Genomic DNA, 25,824 nt, shown 5'->3' on the forward strand with positions numbered 1-25,824 from the left:
CATGGTCCTTGTCGGATACTACGGCCCGAAATTCTGGGTGGCGGTAATCGCTCTGGCTGCCTTGGTGATCGGAGCCGTCCTGTTCACCATCTGGTGGCGCCGCCGACAAGAACCGCCGACCGAAGCCGATGACGACGCGCCGATCACCGAGGAGATCGTGTACCTCCAGCAAACGCAAGCGTGAGTCGGATCAGCGAACGAGCGTCGTACGCATCAACATGACGTTGTAGTCGGCCCACGTGGTGGCAAGGAAGTACAGATCCGAACCACTGGACCACGGGTGGATGTATGCGGCGTAGATACCGGGAACCTCGACCAGATTGACCAGTGTCTCCGGTGCCGTCCACGGACCGACCGGACTGGGAGCGGTTCGCATCACGATCGAACTGAACGCGTCGGCGTACATCGCCACGAACTTGCCGAGGAACTCGTTGTACTGAACGGAGACCTCACCGATGCGGCCGTCCATGACGGGTACGGCCGCTGCGAGATCGGCAAGGATCCAGCCGTTTCCGTTCCAGTACTCGTAGGCGGAAAGATCGAGGATCGCCCCCTCGGGCACGCGAGAAAGTCGAACCTCGCCGGATCGTCCCGCGGGGGTTCCGTAGTTGTAGACGAACCCGCCGTCCTTCACCATCGAGCTCATCTGGAAGTTCTCGCTACCGGCGACGGGGGCGACACCCGCGGGAAGAACCCCACCGATGTTGGGGCGCAGAGTTTCCGGACGAGTGGTCCACGTCTCGCCGTTGTCCGAGGAGGTAGCAATCTGTGAGTAGTTTGTACTCCACTGCCCGGCCTCGCCCCAGTTGCGCACCGACATGTAGCTCAGATACTGCACACCGTTCACTGCGATGCCGCTCGTGGGGATGCTGGAGGCCTCGACGCCCGGAATCTTCAGACCGGAAATGATCTCACGCGCCTGAGCTGTGCCGTCCATCGGCGCGCTGTCGATGCGCATACCGTCGGCCAGTACCCGATCCGAGCTGCGGAAGAGTACATTGCTTCGCCACTCGCCCACCAAACCGTCGCAGCCGGGGTTACGACTGAGCCCGGTGGTATCGCCGAAAGCGGTCAGAATCTGCCCCGCACCGTTGTCCCACATGATGCCCAGGTCGGTACCCAGGACATTGAAGCGATCAACTGTCTTGTTGGGACTGTATGTGCCGGTGACCTTTTCGATCGCGGTAGTACGACCGGATAGACCTGGCAACCCTCCGGTGTTGCCGTTGAGCCACGGCGCCGCATTGGCCGGACCACCGCTACTACCGACGCCACTGACTCCGACGCAGCCCGGCGCAGCCATCGCCGGCGAAGCCACCGCCGTGACGGCAGCAGCTGCCAGAGCAGCAACTACCCCGAACACCCCCAACGATCTCCCCGCGCGAAACATGACTCCCCCATGGCCGGGATTGTTGGTGATGTCGTCGTCGTTCCCCCCGAACCTCGGACAATCTAGCAACTGCAGTCACAGATAACCCAATCAGACAAAGACGCGAAAAGGCCTGAAAGTCATAGTAGTTCAGACTTTCAGGCCTTTTCGGACAGAGAAGATCAGTCAGTAGGTCAGCGCGCTCCGCTCGCACCGCCGTCGAGTGGAATCACCGCGCCGGTCAGATAAGCCCCGGCACGTGAAGCCAGGAAGATGGCAAGACCTGCGGCATCCTGGGGAGTTCCGACCCGGCCCAACGGGACCGAGTCCGCCACAGCCTTTGCACTCTGTTCGTCCTCGAGGAGGAATGCCATCATCTTCGACGGGAACGGGCCCGGCGCAATGGCATTGACCGTGATCTGTTCCCCCGCAAGCGTTGCCGCGAGCTTGCGCGTCAACATGTGCACCGCAGCCTTACTGGCTCCGTACGAGAAGTTCTCCGAACCCGACACCACGAGTCCGTCGATCGATCCGATATTGATCACGCGCGCGGGATCTTCCGCCGTGGCTGCAGACCGCAACTGCGGCAACAGCTTCTGCGTCAGGAGGAAGATTGCCTTGACATTGATGTCGAAAATCTTGTCGAAGCCTGCGGCCGGAAAATCGTCGACGGGAGCTCCCCACGTGGCACCGGCGTTGTTGACCAGTACGTCGAGCGTCGGCGAAATCTCGGCGACCTTCGCAGCGAGGCTCTCGACCCCCTCGTCCGTGGACAGATCGGCCGGATGCGAAATGCAGGTGCCGAACTCCGAAAGCTCTCGCGCGGCTTCGTCACAGGCTTCGGCCTTTCGGGCCGAAATGACGACCGTCGCTCCGCCTTCGACAAACCCGCGAGCGATCATGTATCCGATGCCGCGTGATCCACCGGTGACCACAACGGTCTTGCCACTGACGTCGAACAGTCCCTCGATCAAGCTCATGCGACCTCGAAAAGCCCGGCAGCGCCCATACCGCCGCCGATGCACATGGTCACCACCACGAGCTTGGCTCCGCGCCGTTTTCCTTCAAGAAGAGCATGGCCGACCAGACGAGCGCCCGTCATTCCGTACGGATGGCCGACAGAGATACCGCCGCCGTCGACGTTGTACTTCTCGGGATCGATCCCGAGCTTGTCGCGGCAGTACAGGGCCTGAGAGGCGAAGGCCTCGTTGAGTTCCCAGAGATCGATGTCGTCGACCTTCAGGCCGTGAAGATCCAGCAGACGCGGAATCGCGAACACCGGTCCGATGCCCATCTCGTCGGGAGCGCAACCCGCGACAGCCATGCCACGGTAGATACCGAGAGGAGCCAACCCGCGGCGTTGCGCCTCGCCTGCCTCCATCAGCACCGACGCCGAAGCGCCGTCGGAGAGCTGAGACGAGTTGCCCGCAGTGATGGACGAATGAGCACTGACAGTCCCGTCGGCCAGAACCGGTCGCAGACTCGACAGCCCTTCCAACGTGGTGGAAGCGCGGTTGCCTTCGTCGCGGGTCAGCGTCACGGACTCGCTGCGGATCTCACCGGTCTCCTTGTCCTGCACCTGCTTGATCGAGGGCAGCGGGACGATCTCGAGATCGAACCGACCTGCGTCCTGGGCCGCTGCGGTCCGCTGCTGGGAGACGAGCGCGAACTCGTCCTGCTGCTCGCGGGTGACTCCGTAGCGCTCGGCGACGATCTCGGCCGTGTGCAGCATCGGCATGTAGATCGACGGCTTGTTTTCCTTCAGCCACGGATCAGCCGCGCGGAAGTTGTTCATGTGATCGTTCTGGACCAACGAGATCGATTCGACTCCGCCGCCGACCGCGATCTGCATTCCGTCGTCCACGATCTGCTTGGCTGCGGTCGCGATGGCCATGAGACCGGACGAGCACTGACGGTCGATCGTCATTCCGGAAACCGAATCCGGAAGCCCGGCCCGCAGCACCGCTTGCCGTGCGACGTTGCCGCCGGAAGATCCCTGCTGCAGCGCAGCGCCGAGGATGACGTCCTCGACCTCGCCGCCCTCGAGGCCCGCGCGCTGAACTGCATTCGAAATGGCATGTGCAGCAAGCTCTTGAGCCTGAGTGTTGTTGAACGCGCCGCGGTGCGCCTTACCGATCGGGGTACGGGCGGTGGAAACGATGACAGCTTGCCTCATCGGGGAAACCTTTCGTCGAACACGAAGTGCTGTGCGCCTTTATTAACCGCCGGGGGTTAATAAAGGCGCACAGCAAGAATCAGGGCTGGAACACGACGCGACCGACCGTGGTGCCGTCACCGAGGCGACCGATACCGTCGGCAACGTCCGTCAACGACAGCCGCTCACTGATCAGTGGTTTGACCAAGCCGGCATCGGCGAGCCTGGTGAGCTCGACGTGGCAATCGTCGATGGCCTGCTGGTTGTAGGCCTTGTACAGCCCCCAGTGCAGTCCGATGATCGAATAGTTCTTGATGAGAGCGTGATTGAGTGCCGGCTGCGGGATCGTGCCACCGGCGAAGCCGATGATGACGATCCGTCCCTCGAAGGCGATGCACTTGGTGGACTTCGCGTATGCGTCGCCGCCGACCGGATCGAAGACCACGTCGGCGCCCTTGCCGCCGGTGAACTCCTTGACCGCTGCCACGAAGTCCTCACTGTGACGGTCTACGACGAGGTCTGCGCCGAGCTTGCGCGCGTACTCGGCCTTGTCCGGGCCGCCGACGACACCGATCACCTTGGCGCCTGCCGCCTTGCCGAGTTGCACTGCCGCACTACCGACACCACCCGCAGCAGCGTGGACCAACAACGTCTCACCCTCGAGCAGTTGGGTGCGGCGATGCAGAGCGAACCACGCTGTCTGATAGCCGATGCTCAGAGCGGATGCTTCCGCGTCGTCGAGAGCCGACGGCGCCGGGAACGTGTTGTTCTGATCCAGTACCGAGTACTCGGCGAATCCGCCGGACGGCAGACTCGGATTACCGATCACCCGGTCCCCCACTGCGAATTTGGTCACCGATTCACCGACCGAGACCACTTCACCACACAGTTCGACACCGGGTGTGAAGGGCAGCGGCGGCTTGATCTGGTACTCACCCCGGCACATGAGGACGTCGGGGAAGTTGGCCGGAGCCGCCAGCACCTTGACCAACATCTCCGTCGCATTCGGGGTGGGATCCGCGGTCTCCTCCAACGCGAGCACATCGCGGGGTTGACCGAGTTCGTTGACGCGCCAAGCCTTCACAGCAATTCTCCAGACAGATAGTGGGTGAGTTTCAGGACGAGATCGGGAGGTCGACCAACTCGGCGAGGCGTGCCCGATGCTGATACGCGGTTCCCAGCGACAGCTGATCGCTCTTCGCCCGTTTGAGGTACAGGTGCGCCGGATACTCCCACGTCATTCCGATACCACCATGAAGTTGGACGCACTCCTCGGCAGCATGAACCGCGACGCCGCTGCAGAATGCCTGGGCCACCGTCGCTGCGATCGCCGCATCTTCGTCGCCGCGTGCATAGGTGTCCGCCGCATATCGTGCTGCCGCTCCCGAAGAGCTGACTTCGAGCCAGAGATCGGCGAGGCGGTGCTTGATCGCCTGGTACGAACCGATCGCCCGGCCGAACTGCTTGCGCTCCTTCACATACGCGAGAGTCGTTTCGAGGCACCACTGAGCTACAGCGAACTGTTCGGACGCCAGCAGTGCGCTTCCGCAGAGCAACGCTTCCTCAACCGCTTGCGCCGCATTGCCGCTGTCGACACGGACCGACGACGAACCCGAGAACTCGACGTCCGCCAATCGGCGCGTCATGTCCAGGGACAGAACCGGCGTGACGGTGGCGTCGGCGATCCGAACGGTATGCAGCTCCAGACCGCTTTCACCCGCAACCGGAACAACAAGAACATCGGACTCGGCGACGCCGGCAACCGTCGTGACGCTGCCGACGAGTCCACTCGCCGTTGCCTTGACAGTAGGTGTGAAAGTTCCTGGTGCAGTGGACAACGGGACGACCAGAGCAGCCGTCGAATCCCCCGCTGCCAATTGACCGAGCACCTCGGTCTCGCAGGCCTTCAGCAACGCCGTCGTCGCCAGCACCGCGCTGGTGAAGAACGGAACGGGAGCGACCGCACGTCCGATCTCCTCCATCACGACCGCCGCCTCACGCGTCGACGCACCTGCCCCGCCCAGTTCCTCGGGTACCAGCAGTCCCGCCAAACCGAGTTCCGACGCCAGCGACTTCCACAGCCCGGTGAAGTCGGCGGACACGTCGTCGTACGCCGTGACCACGGTGTCGGCGCCGGCGCGCTCGCTCAGCAGTCGTCTGACGCTGGCTCGCAGATCTTGTTCGGTCTCGGAGTACAACAGATCGGCGCTCATCGGGGTAAGTCCTTCCAGGCGATGTCCTTGTCGACGCGATGCTCGGGCGGCAACCCGAGTACACGTTCTGCGATGACGTTGCGCAGGATCTCCGACGTTCCGCCCTCGATCGAATTGCCCTTGGCTCGCAGGTACCGGTATCCGGGTTCACGCCCGGTGAAGTCGACGGAATCCGGTCGACGCAGCGTCCAGTCGTCGTAGCGCAGACCGGCTTCGCCGTGCAGTTCGAGGTCGAAACCCGAAATCTGCTGAGCCAAACCGGCAAACGCGAGCTTCATTCCCGATCCTTCGGGGCCGGGCTGGCCGGCGGCGAGCTGCTGGCGCAGTCGCTCACCGGTCAGACGCGCAACTTCGGATTCGGTCCAGAGCCGCATCAACTCGTCGTGCATCGCCGGATTACGCAGCTCGGGCTCGTCACGCCAGGCCTGAGCGACCTTTCCGATCATGCCTCCCTCACGCGGTGCGCCCGAACCGATGGCAACACGCTCGTTGTTCAGGGTGGTGGTCGCAACCTTCCACCCCTGGCCTTCGGCTCCGAGGCGATTGGCGTCCGGAATCCTGACGTCCGTGAGGAATACCTCGTTGAATTCGGCCTCGCCGGTGATCTGACGCAGCGGCCGGACATCGACGCCCGGATCGGTCATGTCGCAGATGAAGTAGCTCAGACCCGCATGCTTGGAACGTGACGGATCGGTCCTGGCCACGAGAATCGCCAGCTGCGCATTCTGCGCGCCCGACGTCCATACCTTCTGCCCGTTGACTATCCAGTCGCCGCCGTCGCGGACGGCGCGGGTAGCGACGGCCGCGAGGTCCGAACCTGCGCCCGGTTCACTGAACAGCTGGCAGTAGACCGTCTCCGCAGTCCACAACGGGCGCAGGAACTTCTGCTTCTGCTCCTCGGTACCGAAGGCAGCGATGGTCGGTGCCGCCATGCCGAGTCCGATCCCGTTCTTGCCGGTGGCCGGGCCCGGTGCACCGGCGGCCTCCAGCTGAGCGTTCACCTGACGCTGAAAGCTCTGCGGTACACCGAGTCCCCCATGACCTTCGGGGAAATGAACCCACGCCAGTCCGGCGTCGAATCGTGCGCCGAGGAAATCCGACACCGACACGCTGTTCGGATCGTTCTCCGCGAGAAGCGTGTTCACCTTTTCGGTGAGATCACGCGATACTGCCTCTTCGTCGAAAGCCATGCCCATTCCTTCGGTTCGAGCGGTGAGCGGACGGTCAGTCCTTCGGTCCACCGGCGACGTAGACGACCTGACCGGAAACGAAGCCCGCGCCTTCGCTGACGAAGAACGACGCGGTGTGCGCGATGTCCTCGGGCTGACCGACACGGTTGACCGGGATCTGCGAAGCGGCAGCGGTCTTGAAGTCGTCGAAGCCGACGCCCATGCGCTCGGCCGTTGCGGCGGTCATCTCGGTTTCGATGAATCCGGGTGCAATGGCGTTGGCGGTGACGCCGAACTTGCCCAGCTCGAAGGCCAATGTCTTGGTGAATCCCTGCATTCCGGCCTTGGCTGCGGAGTAGTTGACCTGTCCGCGATTACCGAGCGCGGACGTGCTCGAGAGGTTCACGATGCGGCCGAACTTCGCTTCCACCATGTACTTCTGCACCGCACGCGACATGAGGAACGCTCCGCGCAGGTGGACGTTCATCACCGAATCCCACTCGGCAACGCTCATCTTGAACAGAAGGTTGTCGCGAGTGATGCCGGCATTGTTGATCAGCACGGTAGGTGCACCCAGTTCTGCGGCAACACGATCCACTGCTGCAGCGACCGAAGTCTCGTCGGAGACGTCAGCGCCGACGGCCAGTGCCTGTCCGCCTGCGGCCTTGATCGCGTCGACGGTTCCCGCACACGCCGCTTCGTCGAGGTCGAGCACGGCGACGGCAAAACCGTCTTCCGACAGTCGCTTCGCTACTGCCGCACCGATTCCGCGTGCTGCACCCGTGACAATTGCGGTTCTACGTTCCTGGCTCACTGGCCCTCCATACTTTCGTGATTCGACGGACACCGGACGATCTCGTCAGATCCCGGCCTGATCTGCAATTTCCCTGGCTTTGGCGACCAAGGCGTCAATACGTTCCACGGTGGGAGTTCCGCTCTCGGCGGCATTCTGCGGTTCGTCGCGGGCGCGACGCATCACACCCTCGGCGATCACGGCAATCTTCCACAGCCCCAACGTGTGCCAGAACTTCAGCGCAGCAGGATCCCGTCCGGTGGCCTCGAGATAGATCCGGGAGATCTCCTCTCGCGAGGGGAATCCGGGGAGTGCCGACGCCGGGAAGTCGCCGCCCGTGTTCTCCCCCGCTGCCGGCCAGTACGCCAACAAGCTTCCGACATCCGCCAACGGATCACCGAGAGTGCAGAGTTCCCAGTCGAGGGCCGCGACAACTTCGCCGTTCTGAGCGGAGGTGATCACATTGCGCAAGTGAAAGTCGCCGTGCACCAACGTGGTTTCGGTATGAGCCGGCTGAGCTGCAATCAAGCGTCGCGTGAGATCGTCGAGATCGGGGCATTCCCGCGTCTTCGACTGTTCCCACTGCCCACCCCAACGCTTCAGCTGCCTTGCAGCGTAGGGCTTGTGGCTTGCCAGGTCGTCGAGGCCGGCCTTCTTCAGATCCACGGCGTGTATCTTCGCCAGCGTCTGAGCGAGCGAGATTCCGATTGCCCGGCGACGATCTTCCGACAACGCCTCCGCAAGAGGCATTCGGTCCACCACTTCGCCGTCCACGAATTCCATGAGGAGCAGCGGAACTTCGGTGACGGCAGGATCCTCGGTCAACCCGAATACTCGCGGCGAAGGCACGTCGGTGGATTCGAGAGCGCTCAGGATTCGAGCCTCACGCGCCACGTCGTGAGCCGAGGCCAGCAGATGCCCCAGCGGTGGGCGTCGTAGCACCCAGCGATTGCCGTCCTGATCGCGAACCAGGTACGTGAGATTCGATTGCCCCAAGCCGATTCGATCGAAGGACAACGGCCCGGAAAAGTCGATCCCCAGGCCTGCGATCCACCCGGTGACCGCTTCGGTATCGAGTCCCACTACTCCGACGCTAGCCACCGACGGACGCTCCCTGCCGGAACGGGAGTGCGTCACCCAACAACTGGCCACCGTCGATGGTCATGATCTCACCGGTGATCCACTGGGCTGCATCCGAAACCAGGAAGGCAATGGCAGCGGCCACGTCCTCGGGTTCACCGATGCGTCCGAGAGCAGTCGACGCGGACACCGCTTCTTCGTGTTCTTTCCACAGAGCTTCGGCGAGTTTGGTTCTCACCACTCCCGGCGCAACGGCATTGACACGAATCTTCGGTGACAACTCGAGCGCCAACTGCTTGGTGATGTGGATCAGAGCAGCCTTCGACGCGTTGTACGTACCGATTCCCGCCTCGAACGCCATGCCGCCGATCGAAGCGGTGTTGACCACGGAACCACCGTGCTCGCCCATCCAGGCCCGCGCTGCGAGGCCGGTCCACAGGACTGGAGCCCACACGTTGACGTCGAAAGTCTTGGCGAAGCGCGAGTGATCCTGGTTGATGATCGGCCCGAACGACGGGTTGGTGCCCGCGTTGTTCACCAAGATGTCGAGACTGCCGAAACGCTCGATCGTCTGCTCGACGCACTTGCGTGCAGCATCCTCGTCCGTCGCGTGAGCGCCGACGCCGATCGCGTTGCCGTTCACCTGCGCGGCAGCCGCATCTGCGGATTCCTGTGAGCGCGAAGTCAGTACGACGTTTCCGCCCGCCGCCGCAATCGCCTGCGCGGTCGCGAGGCCGATGCCCCGCGATGCGCCTGTGACGATTGCCGTCTTACCTGTGAGATCCAGTCCTGCCATGTCAGTTCGCCTTGACTTCGCGGTACTTGCGCAGTTCCTGCTTGGCGATGGCGCGCTTGTGCACCTCGTCCGGGCCGTCGGCCAGGCGAAGGGTGCGCATGTGGGCGTAAGCCATCGCGAGCGGGAAGTCGTCGGTGACGCCGCCACCGCCGTGAACCTGGATGGCGCGGTCGATGATCTTGAGCGCGATGTTCGGTGCCGCAACCTTGATGGCTGCGATCTCGGTGCGCGCTTCCTTGTTGCCCACCGTGTCCATCATGTGTGCGGCCTTGAGCGTGAGGAGTCGAACCATCTCGATGTCGATACGAGCCTCGGCGATCCAGTCCTGGATATTCGCGTTGTCACTGACGGGCTTCCCGAAGGTGATGCGGGTGGATGCGCGCTTGCACATCAGTTCCAGTGCGCGCTCGGCCATTCCGATTGCACGCATGCAGTGGTGGATGCGGCCGGGGCCGAGGCGGGCCTGGCTGATCGCGAATCCTTCACCCTCACCGGCGAGAATGTCCTTGGCCGGGACGCGCACGTCCTCGAAAGTGATCTCGCCGTGTCCTTCGCGGTCCTGGTAGCCGAAAACCGGCAGGTTGCGCAGGATCGTGACGCCGGGAGCATCGATCGGCACGACCATCATCGACTGCTGACGGTGGGTGGCGGCATTGAAGTCGGTCTTACCCATGACGATCAGAACCTTGCAGTTCTGGTGCAAGGCGTTGGAAGCGAACCACTTACGGCCGTTCAGCACGTACTCGTCGCCGTCACGGTCCATACGGAGCTGGATGTTGGTGGCGTCGGAGCTGGCAACCTCGGGCTCGGTCATCGCGAAAGCGGAACGAATTTCGCCTTCGAGAAGCGGCTTGAGGTACTTCCCCTTGTGCTCGTCGGTGCCGAAGAGCGTGAGCACCTCCATGTTTCCCGTGTCCGGAGCGGCGCAGTTGGTGGCCTCGGAGGCCAGGTGGCTGCGGCCCATGATCTCCGCGAGCGGTGCGTATTCCAGGTTGGTCAGGCCGGGGCCCCATTCGGGATGGGGATGGAAGAGGTTCCACAGCCCGCGGGCCTTGGCTTCCTTCTTCAAGTCGTCGATGATCGGCGGCTGAAAGTGCGGGTTACCGGACTCACGCATCTGCTCTTCGTAGACCGCTTCGGCCGGGTAAACGTGCTTGTCCATGAAATCGAGCAGTTCGGCCTGGTACTTCTTGGTGCGATCCGAGAACTCAAACACTGACATGTGAACTCCTGACAGAGAGGGAAGGAAAATTGGGGGCTCGATGTTCGAGATGGCTGTTGACGCCCTCGACGACATCCGGGCCGTGAAATGCGTTCAGCATCAGCGATTCCGCACGCCTGGCGGAATCGGTGAAGGTCGAGTGCGCATCGGCACTCATCTGCGACTTGATGACGGAGAGGGACGTCGGCGAGCAGTTGGCCGCGATGTCCTCGGCGTAAGCAATCGCCGCATCCAGAACGTCACCGCCGGTGACCAGGTGGTCGACCAGACCGATGCGGTACGCCTCGTCGGCATCCACCATCCGGCTGGAAAGCAGAAGATCGACTGCTCGACTGTGCCCGACCAAGCGGGGCAACATCCAGGAGATGCCGTACTCCGCAATCAGGCCTCGACGCGCGAACGCGGTAGTGAATCGTGTTGCGCTCGAACCGAAACGAACGTCGCAGTACAGAGCCTCGACCATTCCGAGCCCGGCGGCGACGCCGTTGACGGCAGCGATCAGCGGCTTGCGGATGGTGGTCGGGAAATGACGGTCTCGCGGCCGGACAAGATCACTTTCGGAGACTTCGCCGACGTTCTTCAAATTGCCGAGGTCAGCCCCCGAGCAGAATCCTCGGCCGGAGCCGGTGACAACAATTGCTCGGACACTGGGATCTTCGTCTGCCACGGCCAGAAAGTCGTAGTACTGATCTTCGAGCTCGTTGGTCCACGCGTTGAGAACGCGGGGCCGATTGAATGTCAGAACCAGCACCGCTCCTCTCTGCTCGGAGAGGACGAGTTCCTCGGTCATCGTGTTCCCGCGAGGAGCGACGCCTGGTACCGGCGCATCCCGCGCAGCCAACGGTCGTAGTCGGCGCCCTTCTGCCGGTACATGTCCAGCACGTTCTTGTGCGGAAGGATGAGAAATTCTTCGGCATCCACTGCCGCAAGAACGATTTCGGCGCATTCGGCAGGCTCGAGAACATTGCCTGCCGCAAGCACGGCTCCGGTTGCGGCCTTGCCGACCGGATCGCCGGAGTTCTCACCTTCGTAGAGAAGCTTGGTGTTGACGCCCATCGGGCACAAGCAACTGACGCGAACACCCTGATCTCCGTAGGTGATCGAGAGCCACTCGGCAAACGCGACCGCGGCATGTTTGGTCACCGAGTACGCGGCGGACCCGACCTGACTGAGCAAGCCGGCCGCAGAGGCCGTGCTGATGAAGTAGCCCTCCCCGCGCTCCGTCCAGCCGGGGACGAGGAGCCTGGCAGCGCGAATGTGGGCGCGAACGTTGACGTCGATCGTCGTGTCCCAGACGTCTTCACTGATGTCGAGGCCCATGCCACCGGTAACGCCGGCATTGGCGAAGTAGAGGTCGACCGGGCCGAATTCCTTTTCCGCCTGCGCGATCAGGCCCGCAATGACCGTCTCGTCGGAGACGTCGCCACCGGCAGACACGGCCGCTCCGGGACGCTCCGCGTTGATCGCCTCTGCTACTGCCGAAGCTGCTGCCCCGTCCAGGTCAGCCACTACGACGCGAGCACCCTCGGCAGCCAGTCGCTCGGCCAGTGCACCGCCGATTCCCCCGCCGCCACCGGTGACAATTGCTACCTTCTGGGCAACCTTCATGAGCGATTCCTCTCGCTTGCGTCATACCTACGCGCTGACAGTGATCCACGTCTCCCCTCATGTATAGTTGAATCCGGCGTCAGTTTCAACCGTCGAATCGCGACGGTCACCCGAACGGCCCGTTCCGTCCTCCTGAACTGCGAGTAAAGGGATAACGATGACTGAAAACCAATTGCCCGTCCGCCCGTCCACCTTCGCCGAGCTCGAGAAGCTCATCGGCCAGGAACTTGGCCCGACGGAGTGGTACGACATCACCCAGGAGCGCATCAACGCGTTCGCCGAAGCCACAAACGATCATCAGTGGATTCATGTCGACCCGGAACGAGCCGCATCGAGCCCGCTCGGCAGCACGATCGCGCACGGACTCTTCAGCCTCTCGCTGGGCCCCCAGTTCTCCTACCAACTCATCCACTTCGACGGCTTCGCCCACAGCCTCAATTACGGCTACGACAAGGTTCGCTTCCCCGCTCCCGTTCCCGTGGGATCCCGGGTCCGCATGCGCGCAACCGTCGTGTCCGCGGAGCAGTTGCCCGGCGGAATCCAAGTGAAGATGAGCCAGGTGGTCGAGCGCGAGGGTTCCGACAAGCCCGTCGTGGTCGCCGAATCCGTCGCTCGCGTCGTCGAAAAGAGCTGAACCGAAAAGAGCTGAACCGAGACTGGGACGCCCGGCCGCTCGAACATCGATGCAGCCGGGGCGGCCCACCTCGTCAGAGACGGTCGGGGAACTTCAGAGCGTTCGCCCACAGATCGGTCACAGTGGCGACAATCTGATCGAACTCCGGTGAACGCCCGTCCACCTCACCCTCACGAAGGGTGAACAGACTGTAGGCGAGTCGACTCACCATGCCGGACAGAGCAATCGACGCCGTCATCGGATCCAGCGCCGTGTCCGCGATGCCGCGGGACTGCAGATCTGCGATCCCGCGGGCATTACGGCGTATGAACGCATTTGCACGCTCGCTGCGGAACTTCCGGAACTCCGGGTCGATGTGAGCAACCTGCTCCATGAGCCCCATCAACTTCGCATTGCGTTGATACGCGGCCAGATACGCTCGATTACTTGCCTCGAGCACGGCGTACGGATCGTCCGCGCTCGCAACGCGTCCCATGCCCGGGTGCATCATGTCGTCTCGCGCGACCTCGAGGACGGCGGCGAACACCTCTTCCTTGTTCGCGAAGTACGTGTAGAACGATCCCGTCGCGCAACCGGCTTCTTTTGCGATGTCGATCAAACGTGCATCGAGATAGCCACTGCGCTCGAAAACCTTACGGGCAGCAGCAACCAATGCCGCACGCGTGCGTGTCCCCCGCTCGGTGGTCGGTCGATCCCGGAGCAGCGCGGGCGGAGCCACCGGTAAGGCGGCAATTCGCGATTCGTCGTCGAGCACGGTGCGCTCCTCATCCTTCCGATCAACATCATTTTCGGGACAATCCCAGCAGACTCGATGTTGACGCCGGATTCAAGTGTACGCTCTGGTGAGACCCAGGACACACAATCGGTCGATTCCTCCCGAAAGGCAGAACCATGGTTAGCGTTCTCGACCCGGTGACCCGTCACGCGGAAGCCACTCCGGAAAATATTGCAATTCGCGGCACGGATAGTCATTGGACATACCGACAGCTTCACGACGCGTCTCTGGCGTTCGCCGGCCGCATTCGCGACGAAGGGTTGAGCATCGGCGACCGGGTTCTGCTCGCGGCGCCGTCGGTGCCTGAATTCATCGTGGCATACGTGGGGATTCAGGCTGCAGGTTGTGTCGTGGTGCCCATCAACACGATGTCGGCGCAACCCGAAGTCGAGTACGTACTGGACGACGCCGAGATTTCGCTGGCGATCGCCTGGCACCAGCTCGGTCCCGCAGTTCAGGATGCAGGGAGTGCGCGGGGCGTCCCGGTGTGGACGCTCACCGAAGAATCGGCGAAGGCCGACCATCCACCGGCAACGGTGGTCGACCGCGACATAGCGGACACCACGGCGATTCTCTACACCTCCGGTACCACCGGACGTCCGAAGGGCGCTCAGCTGACAGTCGGGAATCTGTTGTCTGCCGGTGAGATCGGCGCCGAGAGCAGCCGCGGAAATCCCTCGGACCGCACCGGTACCGGACTGCCGCTCTTTCACATCTTCGGCCAGGGTTCGGTCATGATGGCAACCTTCACCGGCGGCGGATCACTATCCCTGCTCGCCCGGTTCGACCCGGCCGCCATGCTCGATCTGGTGCGTCGGGACAAGCTCACCATCATGGCGGGCGTCCCCACCATGTGGAATGCCATGCTGCACGCCGCAGCCGACGTGGACAGCTCCGACTTCGAACAACTGCGGATCGCAATCTCCGGTGGCGCATCACTTCCCGGTGAAGTCGCTCGCGCCTTCGAAGCACGGTTCAACTGCACAATCCTCGAGGGCTACGGCCTGACCGAGACGAGCGCATTCGGAACTTTCAACAGCATCGACCGCGTCGCAAAGATCGGATACACCGGCCGCGCCGTACCGCGCACCGAGGTCGAGGTCCGTGATCACGACGGAAATGTCTGCCAGGCAGGCACAGTGGGCGAGGTATTCATCAAAGGACCGACGGTCATGAAGGGCTACTGGAGGCGCCCGGCCGACACGGCCGCAGTCCTGTCCGACGACGGATGGTTCCGCACCGGAGACCTCGGCGAGACCGACGCCGACGGTGACCTTCGCATCGTCGACCGCGTCAAGGACCTCATCATCCGCGGTGGATACAACGTCTATCCAGGCGAGGTCGAAGAGGTGCTCTACCAGCACCCCGACATCATCGAGGCCGCGGTGATCGGTATACCCGACGACTACTACGGCGAGGAGGTTGCGGCGGTGGTGGCCGTGCGCCCAGGCTCCGACCTCGAAGCAGATGACGTCACCTCGTGGGCTCGGGAACGTCTGTCCGCCTACAAGATTCCGCGGGTGGTCCAGTTCATCGACGCGCTCCCGAAGGGTTCGACGGGAAAGATCCTCAAGCGATCGATCGACCGCACCGAACTCCTCGCCCAGAAGCAGAACTGAAAACACAGGTGAACCCCGGCGAGATTTCGCCGGGGTTCACCTGTCCATGCGCTCAGAGTGCGTCGAAGTACTCGATCTGCGGGGCGCCTGCGAGGAAGGGCGCCATCGCCTTTCCCGCGGCCTGGAAATGCTCGGACGATCCATGGGCCTTGATCGCAGCACTGTCTTGATACAGCTCCATGAACTTGTACGAATTCGTATCCGTCTTCGAGCGGATCAGTTGATACAGAACCGTTCCGGGCTCTTCCGTGCGCACCTTCTCGGCAAGTTCGGCGACTACGGCTTCGAACTGTTCGCCGCTTCCGTCTTTGACGGTGATATCCGCGATGACAGCAATCATTCATTCCTCCAAAAGTGTTCCAGCAGTATTCGAGTGTTACCGAGAACCTACAGTTTCACTGCATGGGCAGTAGTCCGAACGTCGATTCCAACTGACTGCGAGTGCTTTCCGCATCGGTGTGGAGAATGCCGGCGATCCCCAATCGTGCCGCGCCGTCGAGGTTCTGTTGCAGGTCGTCGATCATCACGGCGCCTTCGGGCGCTACACCCAGCCGCTCACACGCGATGGTGTAGATCTGACGAGAGGGCTTACGAATCCCTACTTCCGAGGAGATCACCACTTCGTCGGCGAGGTCCTCGAGCACAAAACCCGCGTAGCAATCACGCCCGAAAGCATTGGACACGAGCGCAACAGGGTGACCCGCCGCTCGGACGTCCGCAATCAGTCGCACCATCTCTTCGTCTCGGACAAGCCCGGCCTGCATACGGTCGACCAATCCTTCGCTGTCCACGACGGCGCCGTGCGCTCGTAGCCGTTCCCCGAATCCTGCTTCGAAGGCCTCCTGGTCGATCTTTCCGGATTCGTGATCGGAGAGCAGTCTCTTCGAGACGTCGTCGCGGGAGAGCAGGGTCAACGGAAGTCGTGGGTCGCCCCCAAGCGAGGCCCCGAAATCTTCGAAGGCCCGCAGCACACTGGAGGTGAGAACTCCACCGAAATCGACGAGCACTGCCGTACGCGTGGGTGTCATTGCTCCATCAGACACCAAACATGAACCCGGCGTCAACATCAATTTTGGCGTAGCGAGAATTGCAAAGTGTTGATCCACAACCGGTTGACGGTATCGAGCAGACCGTCGAAGGTCACTCCGGCGGCGCCGTCCTCGCCGCCGCGGGATACGAAGTACCCGAACGCAAGTCGACTGATCATCCCGGAGAGTGCCCGAGACGTCAGTAGCGGATCCAGATTCGCGTCCGCCAGTCCGGCTTTCTGCAGCTTCTCGATACTGCGCGCGTTGCGTCGAACAAACGCGTCAGCACGCTCGAGGCGGAGAACCCGGAACTCCGGATCGATGCTTGCCACCTGCTCGAGCAGTCCCATCAGCTTCGCGTTCCGTCGGTACGCCTCGAGGTACGCGCGGTTACTCGCCGCGATGACCTCAGCAGGATCCGCGCCTTTCGGAGTGTGCGGCATACCCGGATGCATCATGTCTTCGCGTGCCAACTCCATCACTGCCGCGAAGATCTCTTCTTTGCTCGCGAAGTAGGTGTAGAAGGTACCGGCCGAGCACTGCGCCTCCACAGTGATGTCGATCAGCCGCGAGTCCAGATAGCCGGACCGTTCGAAAACGGTGCGGGCCGCATCGATCAACGCTCGCCGCGTACGCAAACCACGCTGAGTGGAGGGGAGTTCCCGTGACACTGTCGACGAAGCATCTTCGGAGCCTGTGCGTGCTGCAGCCATGCTCCAGTTATACGTCAGACGCCCGCTACCGGTGACCGATAGCGGGCGTCTGCTCGAAACCGAAAGAGTTACTTGGCGTACAGGTGCGCGCCCGGAATTGCGTTCGGATCGTCCCGAACTTCCTTCGGGTTGGTCTCTTTCAGCACCCAGGCACTGAAGAAGGTCACCAGACCCATGAGGGCTACGAACACGGCAACCCATGTAGTGGTCCCGGTCTTCGCGATGAGTGCCGTCATGATGAACGGAGTACCACCGCTGACCGTGATCGCCGCCAGCTGGTACGCCAACGATGCTGCCGAGTAACGCACGTTGGGCGCGAACAGCTCACCCATGTACGCAGCGATCGGCCCGTAGGTCATCGACTGGAACACGCTGCCGACTGTCACCGCGATGAAGAACAGCGGCAGGGACTTGGTGTTGATCAACCAGAAGTACGGGAATGCCCAGACCACGATCGCCGCGGCGCCGATCAGGATCATCGGACGACGACCGATCTTGTCGGACATCTTCCCGGACCACAGCACCACACCGACTGTCAGCAACGCACTCAGGAGCGAGATGATGAGCAGTGAGTTCCGCTTCAACCCCAGTTCGGTTGTGCCGTAGCTGAGCACGCCGGCGATGCTGATGTAGAACAGTGCATTGGTGGCGGCCAGAAGTCCGCAACCGAGCAGAATCTTGCGCCAGTGATCCTTGAGCGCCTGCGCCAGTGGAGCCTGAACGACGACGTCCTTTTGGTTCTTCTTGGCGTCTTCCTGCAACTCGAGGAATTCCGGCGTGTCCTCGACCTTCGTCTGGATGTACAGAACCACAGGGAAGAGCAGCGCGCTGGCGAAGAACGGAACTCGCCAACCCCAGCTCAGGAATGCATCATTGGAAATGGTCGCGGTCGCGACGAGGAAGACCAGGTTGCCCAGCACTACACCGAACGAGACACCCATCTGACCGAAAGTGCCTGAGAATCCGCGCTTCTTGGGACTCGCGGATTCGGTGAGGAGAAGGACGATTCCGCCCCACTGGCCACCGCAGGCGAGACCTTGGATGAATCGCAGTGTCACCAGAAGAATCGGAGCGACGACGCCGATTGCCGACGCACTCGGGATCGCGCCGATCAGGAACGTCGCGACGGCCATCAGCAACAGGCAGGTGACGACAGCGGGCTTACGCCCATACTTGTCGCCGAAGTGTCCGGCGACCAAACCGCCGATGGGGCGGGCAACGAAGCCGGCCCAGAACGTACTGAACGAGAGCAATGTGCCCATCAGTGCGGATGAATCGGGGAAGAACACATGCGGAAAGACCAGTGCCGCAGCCGTTCCGTACAAGAAGAAGTCGTACCACTCGATGGAACTGCCGAGCAGTCCCGCGCCGAGAAGTTTGCGGTGCGCTTTCTTCTTCTTCCGTTCCTGATCGGACAGGCCCCCTGCCTGCGTGTTCGAATCCACTGCCGATCTCGTCATGGGTTACTCCTCGATGGGTCGGACGCTCGTCGCGCCGGGAGTTGAGAAGCGGAACCGGGCCAGAAGTAGAAACTGACACCAACTTCAACTCTGTGGCGTTGCGATCAGTCTGCGATACAAAAAGAGTGATGTCAATCACTGAAATGCATTGCCGCATAGGGGACTAAATCCCCTACCGATGCTCGTCAGCCACCACGACGAATGGCCGGCTCACCTTGTCGGCGGCCGGCAATTCGTTTGTCAGGTAGATCTAGTTCGGTACCCGCAGTTCACGACGAAGAATCTTGCCGCTCACTGTTTTCGGCAGGTCATTCATGACCTCGACGATGCGTGGATACTTGTATGCTGCAAGCCTTTCCTTGCAGAACTCGACCAGATCCTCGGTGGTCGCCTCGGCACCGTCCTTGAAGGACACGAAGGCCTTCACGGTTTCGCCGCGATACGGATCCATGACACCGACGACAGCAGCCTCTCGTACGGCGGGGTGTTCGTAGAGAACATCTTCCACTTCGCGTGGCCACACTTTGAAGCCCGAGGCATTTATCTGATCCTTCATCCGGTCGACGATGTAAAACCAACCGTCGCCGTCCATGAATCCGATGTCGCCGGTGTGAAAACGCCCGTCCGGCATGGCATGTGCGGTCTCGTCCGGCTTGTTCCAGTATCCGAGTGCAACCTGGGGACCGGAGACCACGATCTCGCCGTACTCCCCGACCTGTACCGGCTTGTCGTTCTCGTCCACCACCTCGGCGTACGTATTCGATACCGGTACGCCGACAGCAACGGCCCCCGACGCCGGATCTACCGGCGCTTCACGCGAATTCGGCACCACGATTGCCGGGCTGTTCGTCTCGGTCAGCCCGTAGCCGTTGTGAATGTAGTGACCGAACTTCGCCCGGAACGCTTCCAACGCCGCGTGCGGGATCGGCGCGCCACCTGAATACACCGACTCGAGAGAGCTCAAAGATTCCTTCGAGACTGCGGCGCTGTCCGTCCACGCGATGAATACCGTGATCGCTCCGATGATCGCGGTAGCCCGATGCTCCGAAATCGACTCCGCTGCAACGATGGGATGGAATCGGCAAGTCAGAATCGTGGGCGCGCCGGCCAGGAGTGGAGCCGCGACGTGCCCGATCAACCCGGTGATATGGAACAGTGGCGCCACCGCGAACATCGCGCCGCCGGGGCGCAACCCCAGCCAGTCCCGATAGATCTGCGCTGCGAACACGACATTTGAGTGCGTGTTCATCGACCCCTTCGGCGGGCCGGTCGTCCCCGACGTATAAGGAAGGTAGGCAAGGTCTTCCGGAGACAGATCGACCTTCTCGGGCTTCTGCCCTCGATGAGCCTCGATCAATTCCAGTAGATCCGGAAATCCATCATGACGAATCCTGGACGCCGAACCGAAGATCCGTTCATCGTCGCGCGACTGAAAATCCCGTTCCGACGTAGTGATGACCCGTCGCACTTCGGTGCCCTCGGACGCAGTCGCCACGGTCTCGGCCGAGGACTCGAGACAGATGACTGCTACCGCTCCGCTGTCGGCCAGTACGGTGGACAGCTCACGGTCGCGGTACATCGGATTGACCGGAACGACGACGGCACCGAGCTTCCAGACCGCGACTGTCGCGATCACGAACTGCGGAACATTCTGCAGGACAAAGGAAACTCTGTCTGCGAACCCGATTCCATCCTTGGCGAGGGCTACGGCAAGCGCATCCGACATCTCGTCGAGCTCGGCAAAGCTGACGGTCCTGTCGAAGTACCTGATGATCGGGGCGGTGCGATCGCGCTCCAGCGAAGCACGGAACATCGCGAGGGCGTCGACGTGCTCGATGTCTACGTTCGGCGGAGTGTCGGCGTCGTAATTGGCGAGCCAGGGCTTGCTCTCGTACACGTTGGTCATATCTCAGCTCTCGAAATACCGACGTGGGTTGTCCACCAGCATCGCCTTGACCTGGTCTTCGGTGACACCACGTTCGAGCAGCGCCGGAATGACATCATCACTGATGTGGGTGTAGTTCCAGTTCGGAAGTGCCACTTCTCTTGCCGCGCTGGGGAAGTAGTCGATGAAACACGACGCGTCATGTGCCAGAACCATCTTCTCCGCGTAACCGCGACGGGCCATCTCCACCACGGTGTTGACACGATCCTCGAACGACAGGAACGGTTCGAGACCGAAACGGTCCATCCCCAGTAGCGAACCGGCATCGGCCAGCGCACACAAGTAGTCGAGATCCGTGGTGTCGCCGGAGTGACCGATGACCACCTTGGTCAGATCCGCACCCTCTTCGGCCAGAACCTTCTGCGCGACCAGCCCGGATTCAGTGTGCGGGTTGGTGTGCACGGTGATCGGCACTCCCGTTTCCACCTGCGACTGTCCGACCGCGCGCATGACCCGCTCGACGCCGGGGGTAAGGCCCGGCTCCTCGATGGCGCACTTCAGGAAGGAGGCTCGGACACCGGTTCCGGCGATTCCTTCCCTGATGTCCTTGACGAACAGTTCGACCATCGGCTCGGGGCCGTCGAACAGCAATCCCGGTCCGGTGTAATGGAATTGGAAGGGAATGTCGTTGTAGGTATAGATGCCGGTAGCAACGATGATGTTGAGATCGACCTGCTCGTTGATCCGGACGATGCGCGGAATGTACCGGCCGAGGCCGATCACCGTGGGATCGACGATCGTGCTGATTCCGCGGGACTTCACCTCGGTCAGCTTTGCCACCGCGTCCGCTACCCGTACTTCCTCGTCCCAGGGTTCGGGGTAGTCGGGGTAGTTCTGGCGCAACTCCTCACCCAGAACGAAGACATGCTCGTGCATCAACACCTTTCCCAGATCGGCTGTATCCACCGGCCCACGAACGGTTTGTACTGAACTCATCGATCGAACCCCTGACTGTGATCGCCATCACTAACATGAGACAATGAGCTAGTGTGTCTCACGTGGCCAGGTTCGTCAATAGGCTCGATCCCCCGAGGCTCACCATTTTTCAACGGCCGAAATTGTGCAGTACCGGACAACCGGAGAGAATGTCCCGATGCCTACCGACCTCGAACGCCGACGCGCGATCGACACCGCCGCGAGCATGTACCTCGCGGAGGAACCACTCGACATGTCACTGCTCGCCGAACGTCTCGGCGTAGGCCGCGCGACGCTGTACCGCTGGGTCGGCAACCGCGACGAACTGCTCGGAACAGTGCTGGCCGAGGCCACCGAACGGACATACCGAAAGGCGATGTCACAGGCGTCGGGGCAAGGTCCGGAGTACATTCTCGACGTCTTCGGCCGCGTTATGCGATCGGTGGAATCGTCGACAGAACTGCGCGCGCTGACCAAACGCGAACCGATGGTGTTCATCAAACTCGCGATGATGCCCGGCTCCATCGAATCGATCTCCGCCTCCATCACCGCCGAAATCTTGCAGTCCCAGGTCGACGCCGGCCAACTGACGATCACGCTCTCGCCGCAAGTACTGGGCGAAGCCCTCGTCCGCATCTGCGACGTACACCTCTACGCCCCCCTGCTCGGCCGAGAAAAGGCCGAGATCGAGACTGCCCTCGACCTGATCGCACTGCTCCTCGGCGTCACCCGCAACTGACACGCTTCGACCGCGTGAACACTACGGCGACACACCGGCCACCCGAGTCCTCAGACGTCTGATGAGTTGTTACTCTTTCGGTACCCACCCGAGAGGCAAGCCGTGTCCGACGACCACACAGGATTCACACTTCGCAGTGGTCCGCTGGTACCGCAACTCGAACAGTTGCTGCGCGGGCGAATCATGCACGGAACGTGGGCGCCGTCCGAGCGCATACCGAGCGAGGCGGCCCTCGCCGTCGAACTCGGCGTCGGGCGTTCCTCGATTCGCGAGGCAATCCGCCTCCTCGCTCGCGACGGACTACTCGAAGTCCGACACGGCGTCGGAACCTTCGTGGCTGCCGCGTCCGAACTCGAGCACGTCGACGAATTCACCAAACTTCTTCGACGCTCGAGGATCCTCGAGGTCTTCGAAGTCCGTCGCGCACTCGAGATCGAGGCCGCCAGACTGGCCGCGGAGCGGGTACAACCCGAGGACCTCGACGGCCTGCGGCGGCGACTGACCATGCGACACAGTCATTTCGAGGGTGATGTCGAGAAGTTCGTCGACGTCGACCTCGACTTCCACACCGAAGTCGTTCGGCTGTCCGGAAACGCAGTTCTGCTCTCGCTTTTCACGTCGGTGCGTCCACTCCTTCGTGAATCCCTCGTCGAGATGATGGCCCACGAGGCCGGCGTCCCCGACACCTCACATGCCCATGATCAGTTGGTCGAGGCCCTTCAAGACGCCGACCCAGAAGCCGCGGTAGCGGCAACTCGAGCAAACATCGACACCGTCCTACGACGACTGCGTGTGCTCGACGCCTAAGAGAGGTTAGTTCTCGTGCAACACCCCACCGGCACAGTTCTGTCGACCGAACACGTGGATCTCGTCCGCGACGGCCGATACTTGTTGAAAGACATCAACATTTCGATCGAACCCGGACAACACTGGGTCCTCCTCGGCGCGAACGGCGCGGGCAAGAGCACGCTTCTGAGCCTGCTCGGAGCAACCGCCCACCCGACTCGCGGTTCCGTTTACGTCCTCGGCCACAAGTTGGGCCGCGTCGACATGAGGGAACTGCGGATGGACATCGGGCACGTGAACCCTCGTCACACGATCGGAATTCCGATCACCGTCCGCAACGTCGTGATCACCGGCCTCACCAACACCACCGAGGTGATGCCGCGCTGGTCACCGACGCCGGAGCAAGAGGCTCACGCCGACGCACTGATCGATCTACTCGGAATGAGTCCGCGTTCGGACGCGCTGTGGCCCAACTTGTCCCAAGGCGAACGGGGACGAGCCCTGATCGCCCGCGCACTCATGGTCGAACCGCGCCTGCTTCTGCTCGACGAACCGGCGACCGGGCTCGATCTTGCTGCACGCGAACAACTCTTGACGGCACTGGACGACCTCCGCAATCAGAACCCGTCACTTGCCAGCATCCTCGTGACGCACCACATCGAGGAGATCCCCAGCACCACCACACATGCTCTTCTGATCAAGGACGGCGTCGTGACCGCCAGCGGCCTCGCCGAGGATGTGATCACCACCCAGAACATCAGCGAGTGCTTCTCGCATCCCATCGAGATCGAGCGTCGTGGTGGTCGGTGGAATGCTCAGTCGCGGCCACGCGAAAGAGTGTGACCGACAGTAGTTTCAGAGACGTCTGGCGCCGGGTCCCTCCCGGCCCAGTTCGTCTCCAGGGTTGAGCAGGTTGCATGTTTTCAGTGACAGACACCCGCAGCCGATACAGCCCGTCAGTTCGTCCTGCATCCGGTTGATGGCCTGCTTGCGATCCTCGAGGCGCTGATTCCACTCCGTGGAAATCTTGCGCCAGTCCTTCTTCGTCGGAGTTCGCCCCTGCGGCAACGATCCGAATACTTCGGCAACTTCGGCCAGGGGTATCCCGAATCTGACTGCCAACTGGATCAGTGACACCCGCCGGATCGAATGCCGCGGGAACTTCCTCATATTTCCTGCCGTCCGCTCCGCAGGAACCAGACCGAGTGTTTCGTAGTAGCGCACAGCCGACACGGCGACGCCAGTGCGCTCCGATACCTCGCCGATCGAGAGAAGTTCGTCACTCTTACGGATCATTCTGCCTCCCAATGGCTGCGCGACATTGACCTGAAGCGCACTTGAGATTCTACCTTCGACAACATGCACTCCCCCACCGATGCTCCCACCGGAACCTGGCGGCAGCTCCTGAGCGGTCGATACCTCGGCACCGCTACCGTCCTCGCAGGCGGCGTTGCGCTGTACGCGACCAACGTCTACCTGACGACCAGCCTGCTTCCGACTGCCATCGACGACATCGGCGGTCAGCAGTACTACGCCTGGACCGCGACGGTCTTCCTCATTGCTTCCGTCATCTCTTCGATGTTGGTCACCAACGTCCTCGCTGCCAGGGGACCGCGCGGGGCCTACCTGATCGGCCTCGCGATCTTCGCGCTCGGCACCGTTGTCTGTGCGGTCAGCCCGACGATGGAATTGCTGTTGGTCGGCCGCACGATCCAGGGTTCGGGCGGTGGCCTGCTGGCCGGTCTCGGTTACGCCGTCATCAATGCCGCGCTCCCCAGACATCTGTGGACTCGCGGGGCCGCGCTGGTTTCGGCGATGTGGGGAGTCGGCACCTTCGCCGGCCCTGCAATCGGCGGTGTCTTTGCTCAGTTCGGAGCCTGGCGATGGGCTTTCGGCGTCCTGGTCATCGCGACGATCGCAGTCGCCGCTCTCGTCCCCAGCGCGCTACCGGCACATGAACCGGGCAGCACCACCAGTAGCCCGGTGCCGGTCCTCTCGCTGGCATTGCTGACTGCGGCAGCTTTGCTGGTCAGCGTTGCCGGAATTCTGTCCAACCTCGCCGTGACCGCCGCAATGGTTCTCGCCGCTGTGCTGCTACTGATCGCTTTTGTCGCCGCTGACCGTCGCTCGCGCCACGGCGTACTACCGCCGTCGACGTTCAACGCGTCGTCCCTCAAATGGGTGTACCTGACCATCGTCGTCCTCGCTGTCGCGTCGACCGTCGAGACGTTCATTCCACTCTTCGGGCAACGACTTGCCGGCCTGGCGCCGCTCGCGGCCGGATTCCTCGGGGCCGCACTCGCTCTCGGCTGGACTCTCGGCGAAATCCCGAGCGCCTCGGCAACAGCCCCTCGTATCGTGCGACGAATCGTTGTCAGCGGTCCGATCCTCGTCGCGATCGGGTTGGGCATCATGGCAGCATTTCTCACCGAACACGCCGGCGCCGGTGCGGTGGTCGCGTGGGTGATCGGACTGCTGTTCGCCGGCGTCGGAATCGGCATCGCCTGGCCTCATCTTGCAGTCGGGGCGATGACCTCGGTCACCGATCCCGGAGAAGGTGCGCGTGCCTCCGCTGCCATCAACACCGTTCAGCTGATCGCCAATGCCTTCGGTGCAGCCCTGGCCGGAGTGCTGGTCAACATCGGCGAACCGTCGACGCTTCGTTCTGCGCAATTGCTTCTCTTCACCTTCGCCGCTGTCTCGATCATCGGCATTGCCGTGGCAGCTCGCGCACTTCCGCGAACGCCCGACAAAATCGGCAGCCCCGAAATCGTTCACGACGCTCGCTAAACTGTGAGAAACCCA

The 25,824-nt window shown here is 62.2% G+C and carries 27 protein-coding genes; 7 read left to right on the top strand and 20 right to left on the bottom strand.

What is annotated here, in order from left to right:
• The coding region (locus RhoBH5_RS09030; RefSeq protein WP_270008177.1) for a hypothetical protein at positions 1–184 on the top strand (184 nt) is incomplete at its 5' end.
• Positions 185–190: 6 nt separating this feature from the next.
• Here the strand turns inward: RhoBH5_RS09030 and RhoBH5_RS09035 are convergent.
• The 12 genes from RhoBH5_RS09035 to RhoBH5_RS09090 all read right to left on the bottom strand — a co-directional run bounded on the left by RhoBH5_RS09035 (position 191) and on the right by RhoBH5_RS09090 (position 12,405).
• Positions 191–1,390, bottom strand: a complete 1,200-nt coding sequence (locus RhoBH5_RS09035; RefSeq protein ID WP_270008178.1) for a DUF4185 domain-containing protein — start codon at positions 1,388–1,390, stop codon at positions 191–193.
• A gap of 173 nt (positions 1,391–1,563) precedes the next feature.
• Positions 1,564–2,349, bottom strand: a complete 786-nt coding sequence (locus RhoBH5_RS09040; RefSeq protein WP_007730838.1) for a RhlG family 3-oxoacyl-ACP reductase — start codon at positions 2,347–2,349, stop codon at positions 1,564–1,566.
• The gene (locus RhoBH5_RS09045; protein ID WP_064113693.1) at positions 2,346–3,545 is read right to left on the bottom strand and encodes an acetyl-CoA C-acyltransferase; all 1,200 of its coding nucleotides are present in this window, start codon (positions 3,543–3,545) and stop codon (positions 2,346–2,348) included. The genes RhoBH5_RS09040 and RhoBH5_RS09045 overlap by 4 nt, the downstream gene beginning before the upstream one ends.
• A gap of 79 nt (positions 3,546–3,624) precedes the next feature.
• On the bottom strand, positions 3,625–4,608 hold the full coding sequence (locus tag RhoBH5_RS09050) for an NADPH:quinone oxidoreductase family protein (protein WP_003943088.1): 984 nt from the start codon (positions 4,606–4,608) through the stop codon (positions 3,625–3,627).
• 31 nt (positions 4,609–4,639) lie between these two features.
• The gene (locus RhoBH5_RS09055; protein ID WP_065455010.1) at positions 4,640–5,737 is read right to left on the bottom strand and encodes an acyl-CoA dehydrogenase family protein; all 1,098 of its coding nucleotides are present in this window, start codon (positions 5,735–5,737) and stop codon (positions 4,640–4,642) included.
• Positions 5,734–6,927, bottom strand: a complete 1,194-nt coding sequence (locus tag RhoBH5_RS09060; RefSeq protein ID WP_065455054.1) for an acyl-CoA dehydrogenase family protein — start codon at positions 6,925–6,927, stop codon at positions 5,734–5,736. The genes RhoBH5_RS09055 and RhoBH5_RS09060 overlap by 4 nt, the downstream gene beginning before the upstream one ends.
• A gap of 34 nt (positions 6,928–6,961) precedes the next feature.
• Positions 6,962–7,720, bottom strand: a complete 759-nt coding sequence (gene fabG / locus RhoBH5_RS09065; RefSeq protein ID WP_065455011.1) for a 3-oxoacyl-ACP reductase FabG — start codon at positions 7,718–7,720, stop codon at positions 6,962–6,964.
• Positions 7,721–7,765: 45 nt separating this feature from the next.
• Entirely contained in the window at positions 7,766–8,800 is a 1,035-nt protein-coding gene (locus RhoBH5_RS09070; protein ID WP_065455055.1) for a phosphotransferase family protein, read from the bottom strand.
• A complete protein-coding gene (locus RhoBH5_RS09075) occupies positions 8,793–9,575 on the bottom strand; it encodes an SDR family oxidoreductase (RefSeq protein ID WP_007730827.1) in 783 nt (260 codons plus the stop codon). The genes RhoBH5_RS09070 and RhoBH5_RS09075 overlap by 8 nt, the downstream gene beginning before the upstream one ends.
• Position 9,576: 1 nt before the next feature.
• Positions 9,577–10,797, bottom strand: a complete 1,221-nt coding sequence (locus RhoBH5_RS09080; protein WP_270008179.1) for an acyl-CoA dehydrogenase family protein — start codon at positions 10,795–10,797, stop codon at positions 9,577–9,579.
• Positions 10,784–11,587 (bottom strand): enoyl-CoA hydratase-related protein, encoded by an 804-nt coding sequence (locus RhoBH5_RS09085; RefSeq protein WP_030536038.1) that lies wholly within the window; start codon positions 11,585–11,587, stop codon positions 10,784–10,786. The genes RhoBH5_RS09080 and RhoBH5_RS09085 overlap by 14 nt, the downstream gene beginning before the upstream one ends.
• Entirely contained in the window at positions 11,584–12,405 is an 822-nt protein-coding gene (locus tag RhoBH5_RS09090) for an SDR family oxidoreductase (protein WP_003942864.1), read from the bottom strand. The genes RhoBH5_RS09085 and RhoBH5_RS09090 overlap by 4 nt, the downstream gene beginning before the upstream one ends.
• Before the next feature lie 157 nt (positions 12,406–12,562).
• On the opposite strand from RhoBH5_RS09090, the gene RhoBH5_RS09095 reads away from it, so the two are divergent.
• Positions 12,563–13,039, top strand: a complete 477-nt coding sequence (locus tag RhoBH5_RS09095; protein WP_003942878.1) for a MaoC family dehydratase — start codon at positions 12,563–12,565, stop codon at positions 13,037–13,039.
• 73 nt (positions 13,040–13,112) lie between these two features.
• Here RhoBH5_RS09095 and RhoBH5_RS09100 read toward each other — a convergent pair whose 3' ends face one another.
• Positions 13,113–13,793 (bottom strand): TetR/AcrR family transcriptional regulator, encoded by a 681-nt coding sequence (locus RhoBH5_RS09100; RefSeq protein ID WP_054187502.1) that lies wholly within the window; start codon positions 13,791–13,793, stop codon positions 13,113–13,115.
• 137 nt (positions 13,794–13,930) lie between these two features.
• On the opposite strand from RhoBH5_RS09100, the gene RhoBH5_RS09105 reads away from it, so the two are divergent.
• Positions 13,931–15,433 carry an AMP-binding protein gene (locus RhoBH5_RS09105; RefSeq protein WP_270008180.1) on the top strand — a complete coding sequence of 501 codons (1,503 nt, stop codon included), beginning with the start codon at positions 13,931–13,933 and terminating at the stop codon, positions 15,431–15,433.
• Between the two features lie 52 nt (positions 15,434–15,485).
• Here RhoBH5_RS09105 and RhoBH5_RS09110 read toward each other — a convergent pair whose 3' ends face one another.
• From RhoBH5_RS09110 to RhoBH5_RS09135, 6 genes are all read right to left on the bottom strand, one after another.
• A complete protein-coding gene (locus RhoBH5_RS09110) occupies positions 15,486–15,773 on the bottom strand; it encodes a putative quinol monooxygenase (RefSeq protein ID WP_007730819.1) in 288 nt (95 codons plus the stop codon).
• 55 nt (positions 15,774–15,828) lie between these two features.
• Complete coding sequence (locus tag RhoBH5_RS09115; protein WP_007730818.1) at positions 15,829–16,461, bottom strand: HAD family hydrolase; 633 nt, start codon at positions 16,459–16,461, stop codon at positions 15,829–15,831.
• A 38-nt stretch (positions 16,462–16,499) separates the two neighbouring features.
• Entirely contained in the window at positions 16,500–17,174 is a 675-nt protein-coding gene (locus RhoBH5_RS09120) for a TetR/AcrR family transcriptional regulator (protein ID WP_003943027.1), read from the bottom strand.
• Positions 17,175–17,242: 68 nt separating this feature from the next.
• On the bottom strand, positions 17,243–18,634 hold the full coding sequence (locus RhoBH5_RS09125; RefSeq protein WP_058038323.1) for an MFS transporter: 1,392 nt from the start codon (positions 18,632–18,634) through the stop codon (positions 17,243–17,245).
• A 250-nt stretch (positions 18,635–18,884) separates the two neighbouring features.
• Complete coding sequence (locus tag RhoBH5_RS09130; protein WP_003943094.1) at positions 18,885–20,540, bottom strand: AMP-binding protein; 1,656 nt, start codon at positions 20,538–20,540, stop codon at positions 18,885–18,887.
• Positions 20,541–20,543: 3 nt separating this feature from the next.
• Entirely contained in the window at positions 20,544–21,515 is a 972-nt protein-coding gene (locus RhoBH5_RS09135; RefSeq protein WP_003943005.1) for a phosphotriesterase family protein, read from the bottom strand.
• A gap of 157 nt (positions 21,516–21,672) precedes the next feature.
• Here RhoBH5_RS09135 and RhoBH5_RS09140 point away from each other — a divergent pair, with 157 nt between their 5' ends.
• From RhoBH5_RS09140 to RhoBH5_RS09150, 3 genes are all read left to right on the top strand, one after another.
• The gene (locus RhoBH5_RS09140) at positions 21,673–22,233 is read left to right on the top strand and encodes a QsdR family transcriptional regulator (RefSeq protein WP_003943195.1); all 561 of its coding nucleotides are present in this window, start codon (positions 21,673–21,675) and stop codon (positions 22,231–22,233) included.
• Between the two features lie 102 nt (positions 22,234–22,335).
• Positions 22,336–23,040, top strand: coding sequence for a FadR/GntR family transcriptional regulator (locus tag RhoBH5_RS09145; RefSeq protein ID WP_003943086.1), 705 nt, complete (start codon positions 22,336–22,338; stop codon positions 23,038–23,040).
• Between the two features lie 15 nt (positions 23,041–23,055).
• Positions 23,056–23,862 (top strand): ABC transporter ATP-binding protein, encoded by an 807-nt coding sequence (locus RhoBH5_RS09150; RefSeq protein ID WP_003943111.1) that lies wholly within the window; start codon positions 23,056–23,058, stop codon positions 23,860–23,862.
• Between the two features lie 12 nt (positions 23,863–23,874).
• Here the strand turns inward: RhoBH5_RS09150 and soxR are convergent, their stop codons facing one another.
• Entirely contained in the window at positions 23,875–24,315 is a 441-nt protein-coding gene (gene soxR, locus RhoBH5_RS09155) for a redox-sensitive transcriptional activator SoxR (protein ID WP_003943238.1), read from the bottom strand.
• A gap of 63 nt (positions 24,316–24,378) precedes the next feature.
• On the opposite strand from soxR, the gene RhoBH5_RS09160 reads away from it, so the two are divergent.
• Entirely contained in the window at positions 24,379–25,809 is a 1,431-nt protein-coding gene (locus tag RhoBH5_RS09160) for an MFS transporter (protein WP_050656772.1), read from the top strand.
• Positions 25,810–25,824 lie beyond the last annotated feature (15 nt).

It is taken from the genome of Rhodococcus sp. BH5, assembly GCF_027583855.1.
GTDB lineage: Bacteria > Actinomycetota > Actinomycetes > Mycobacteriales > Mycobacteriaceae > Rhodococcus_F > Rhodococcus_F qingshengii.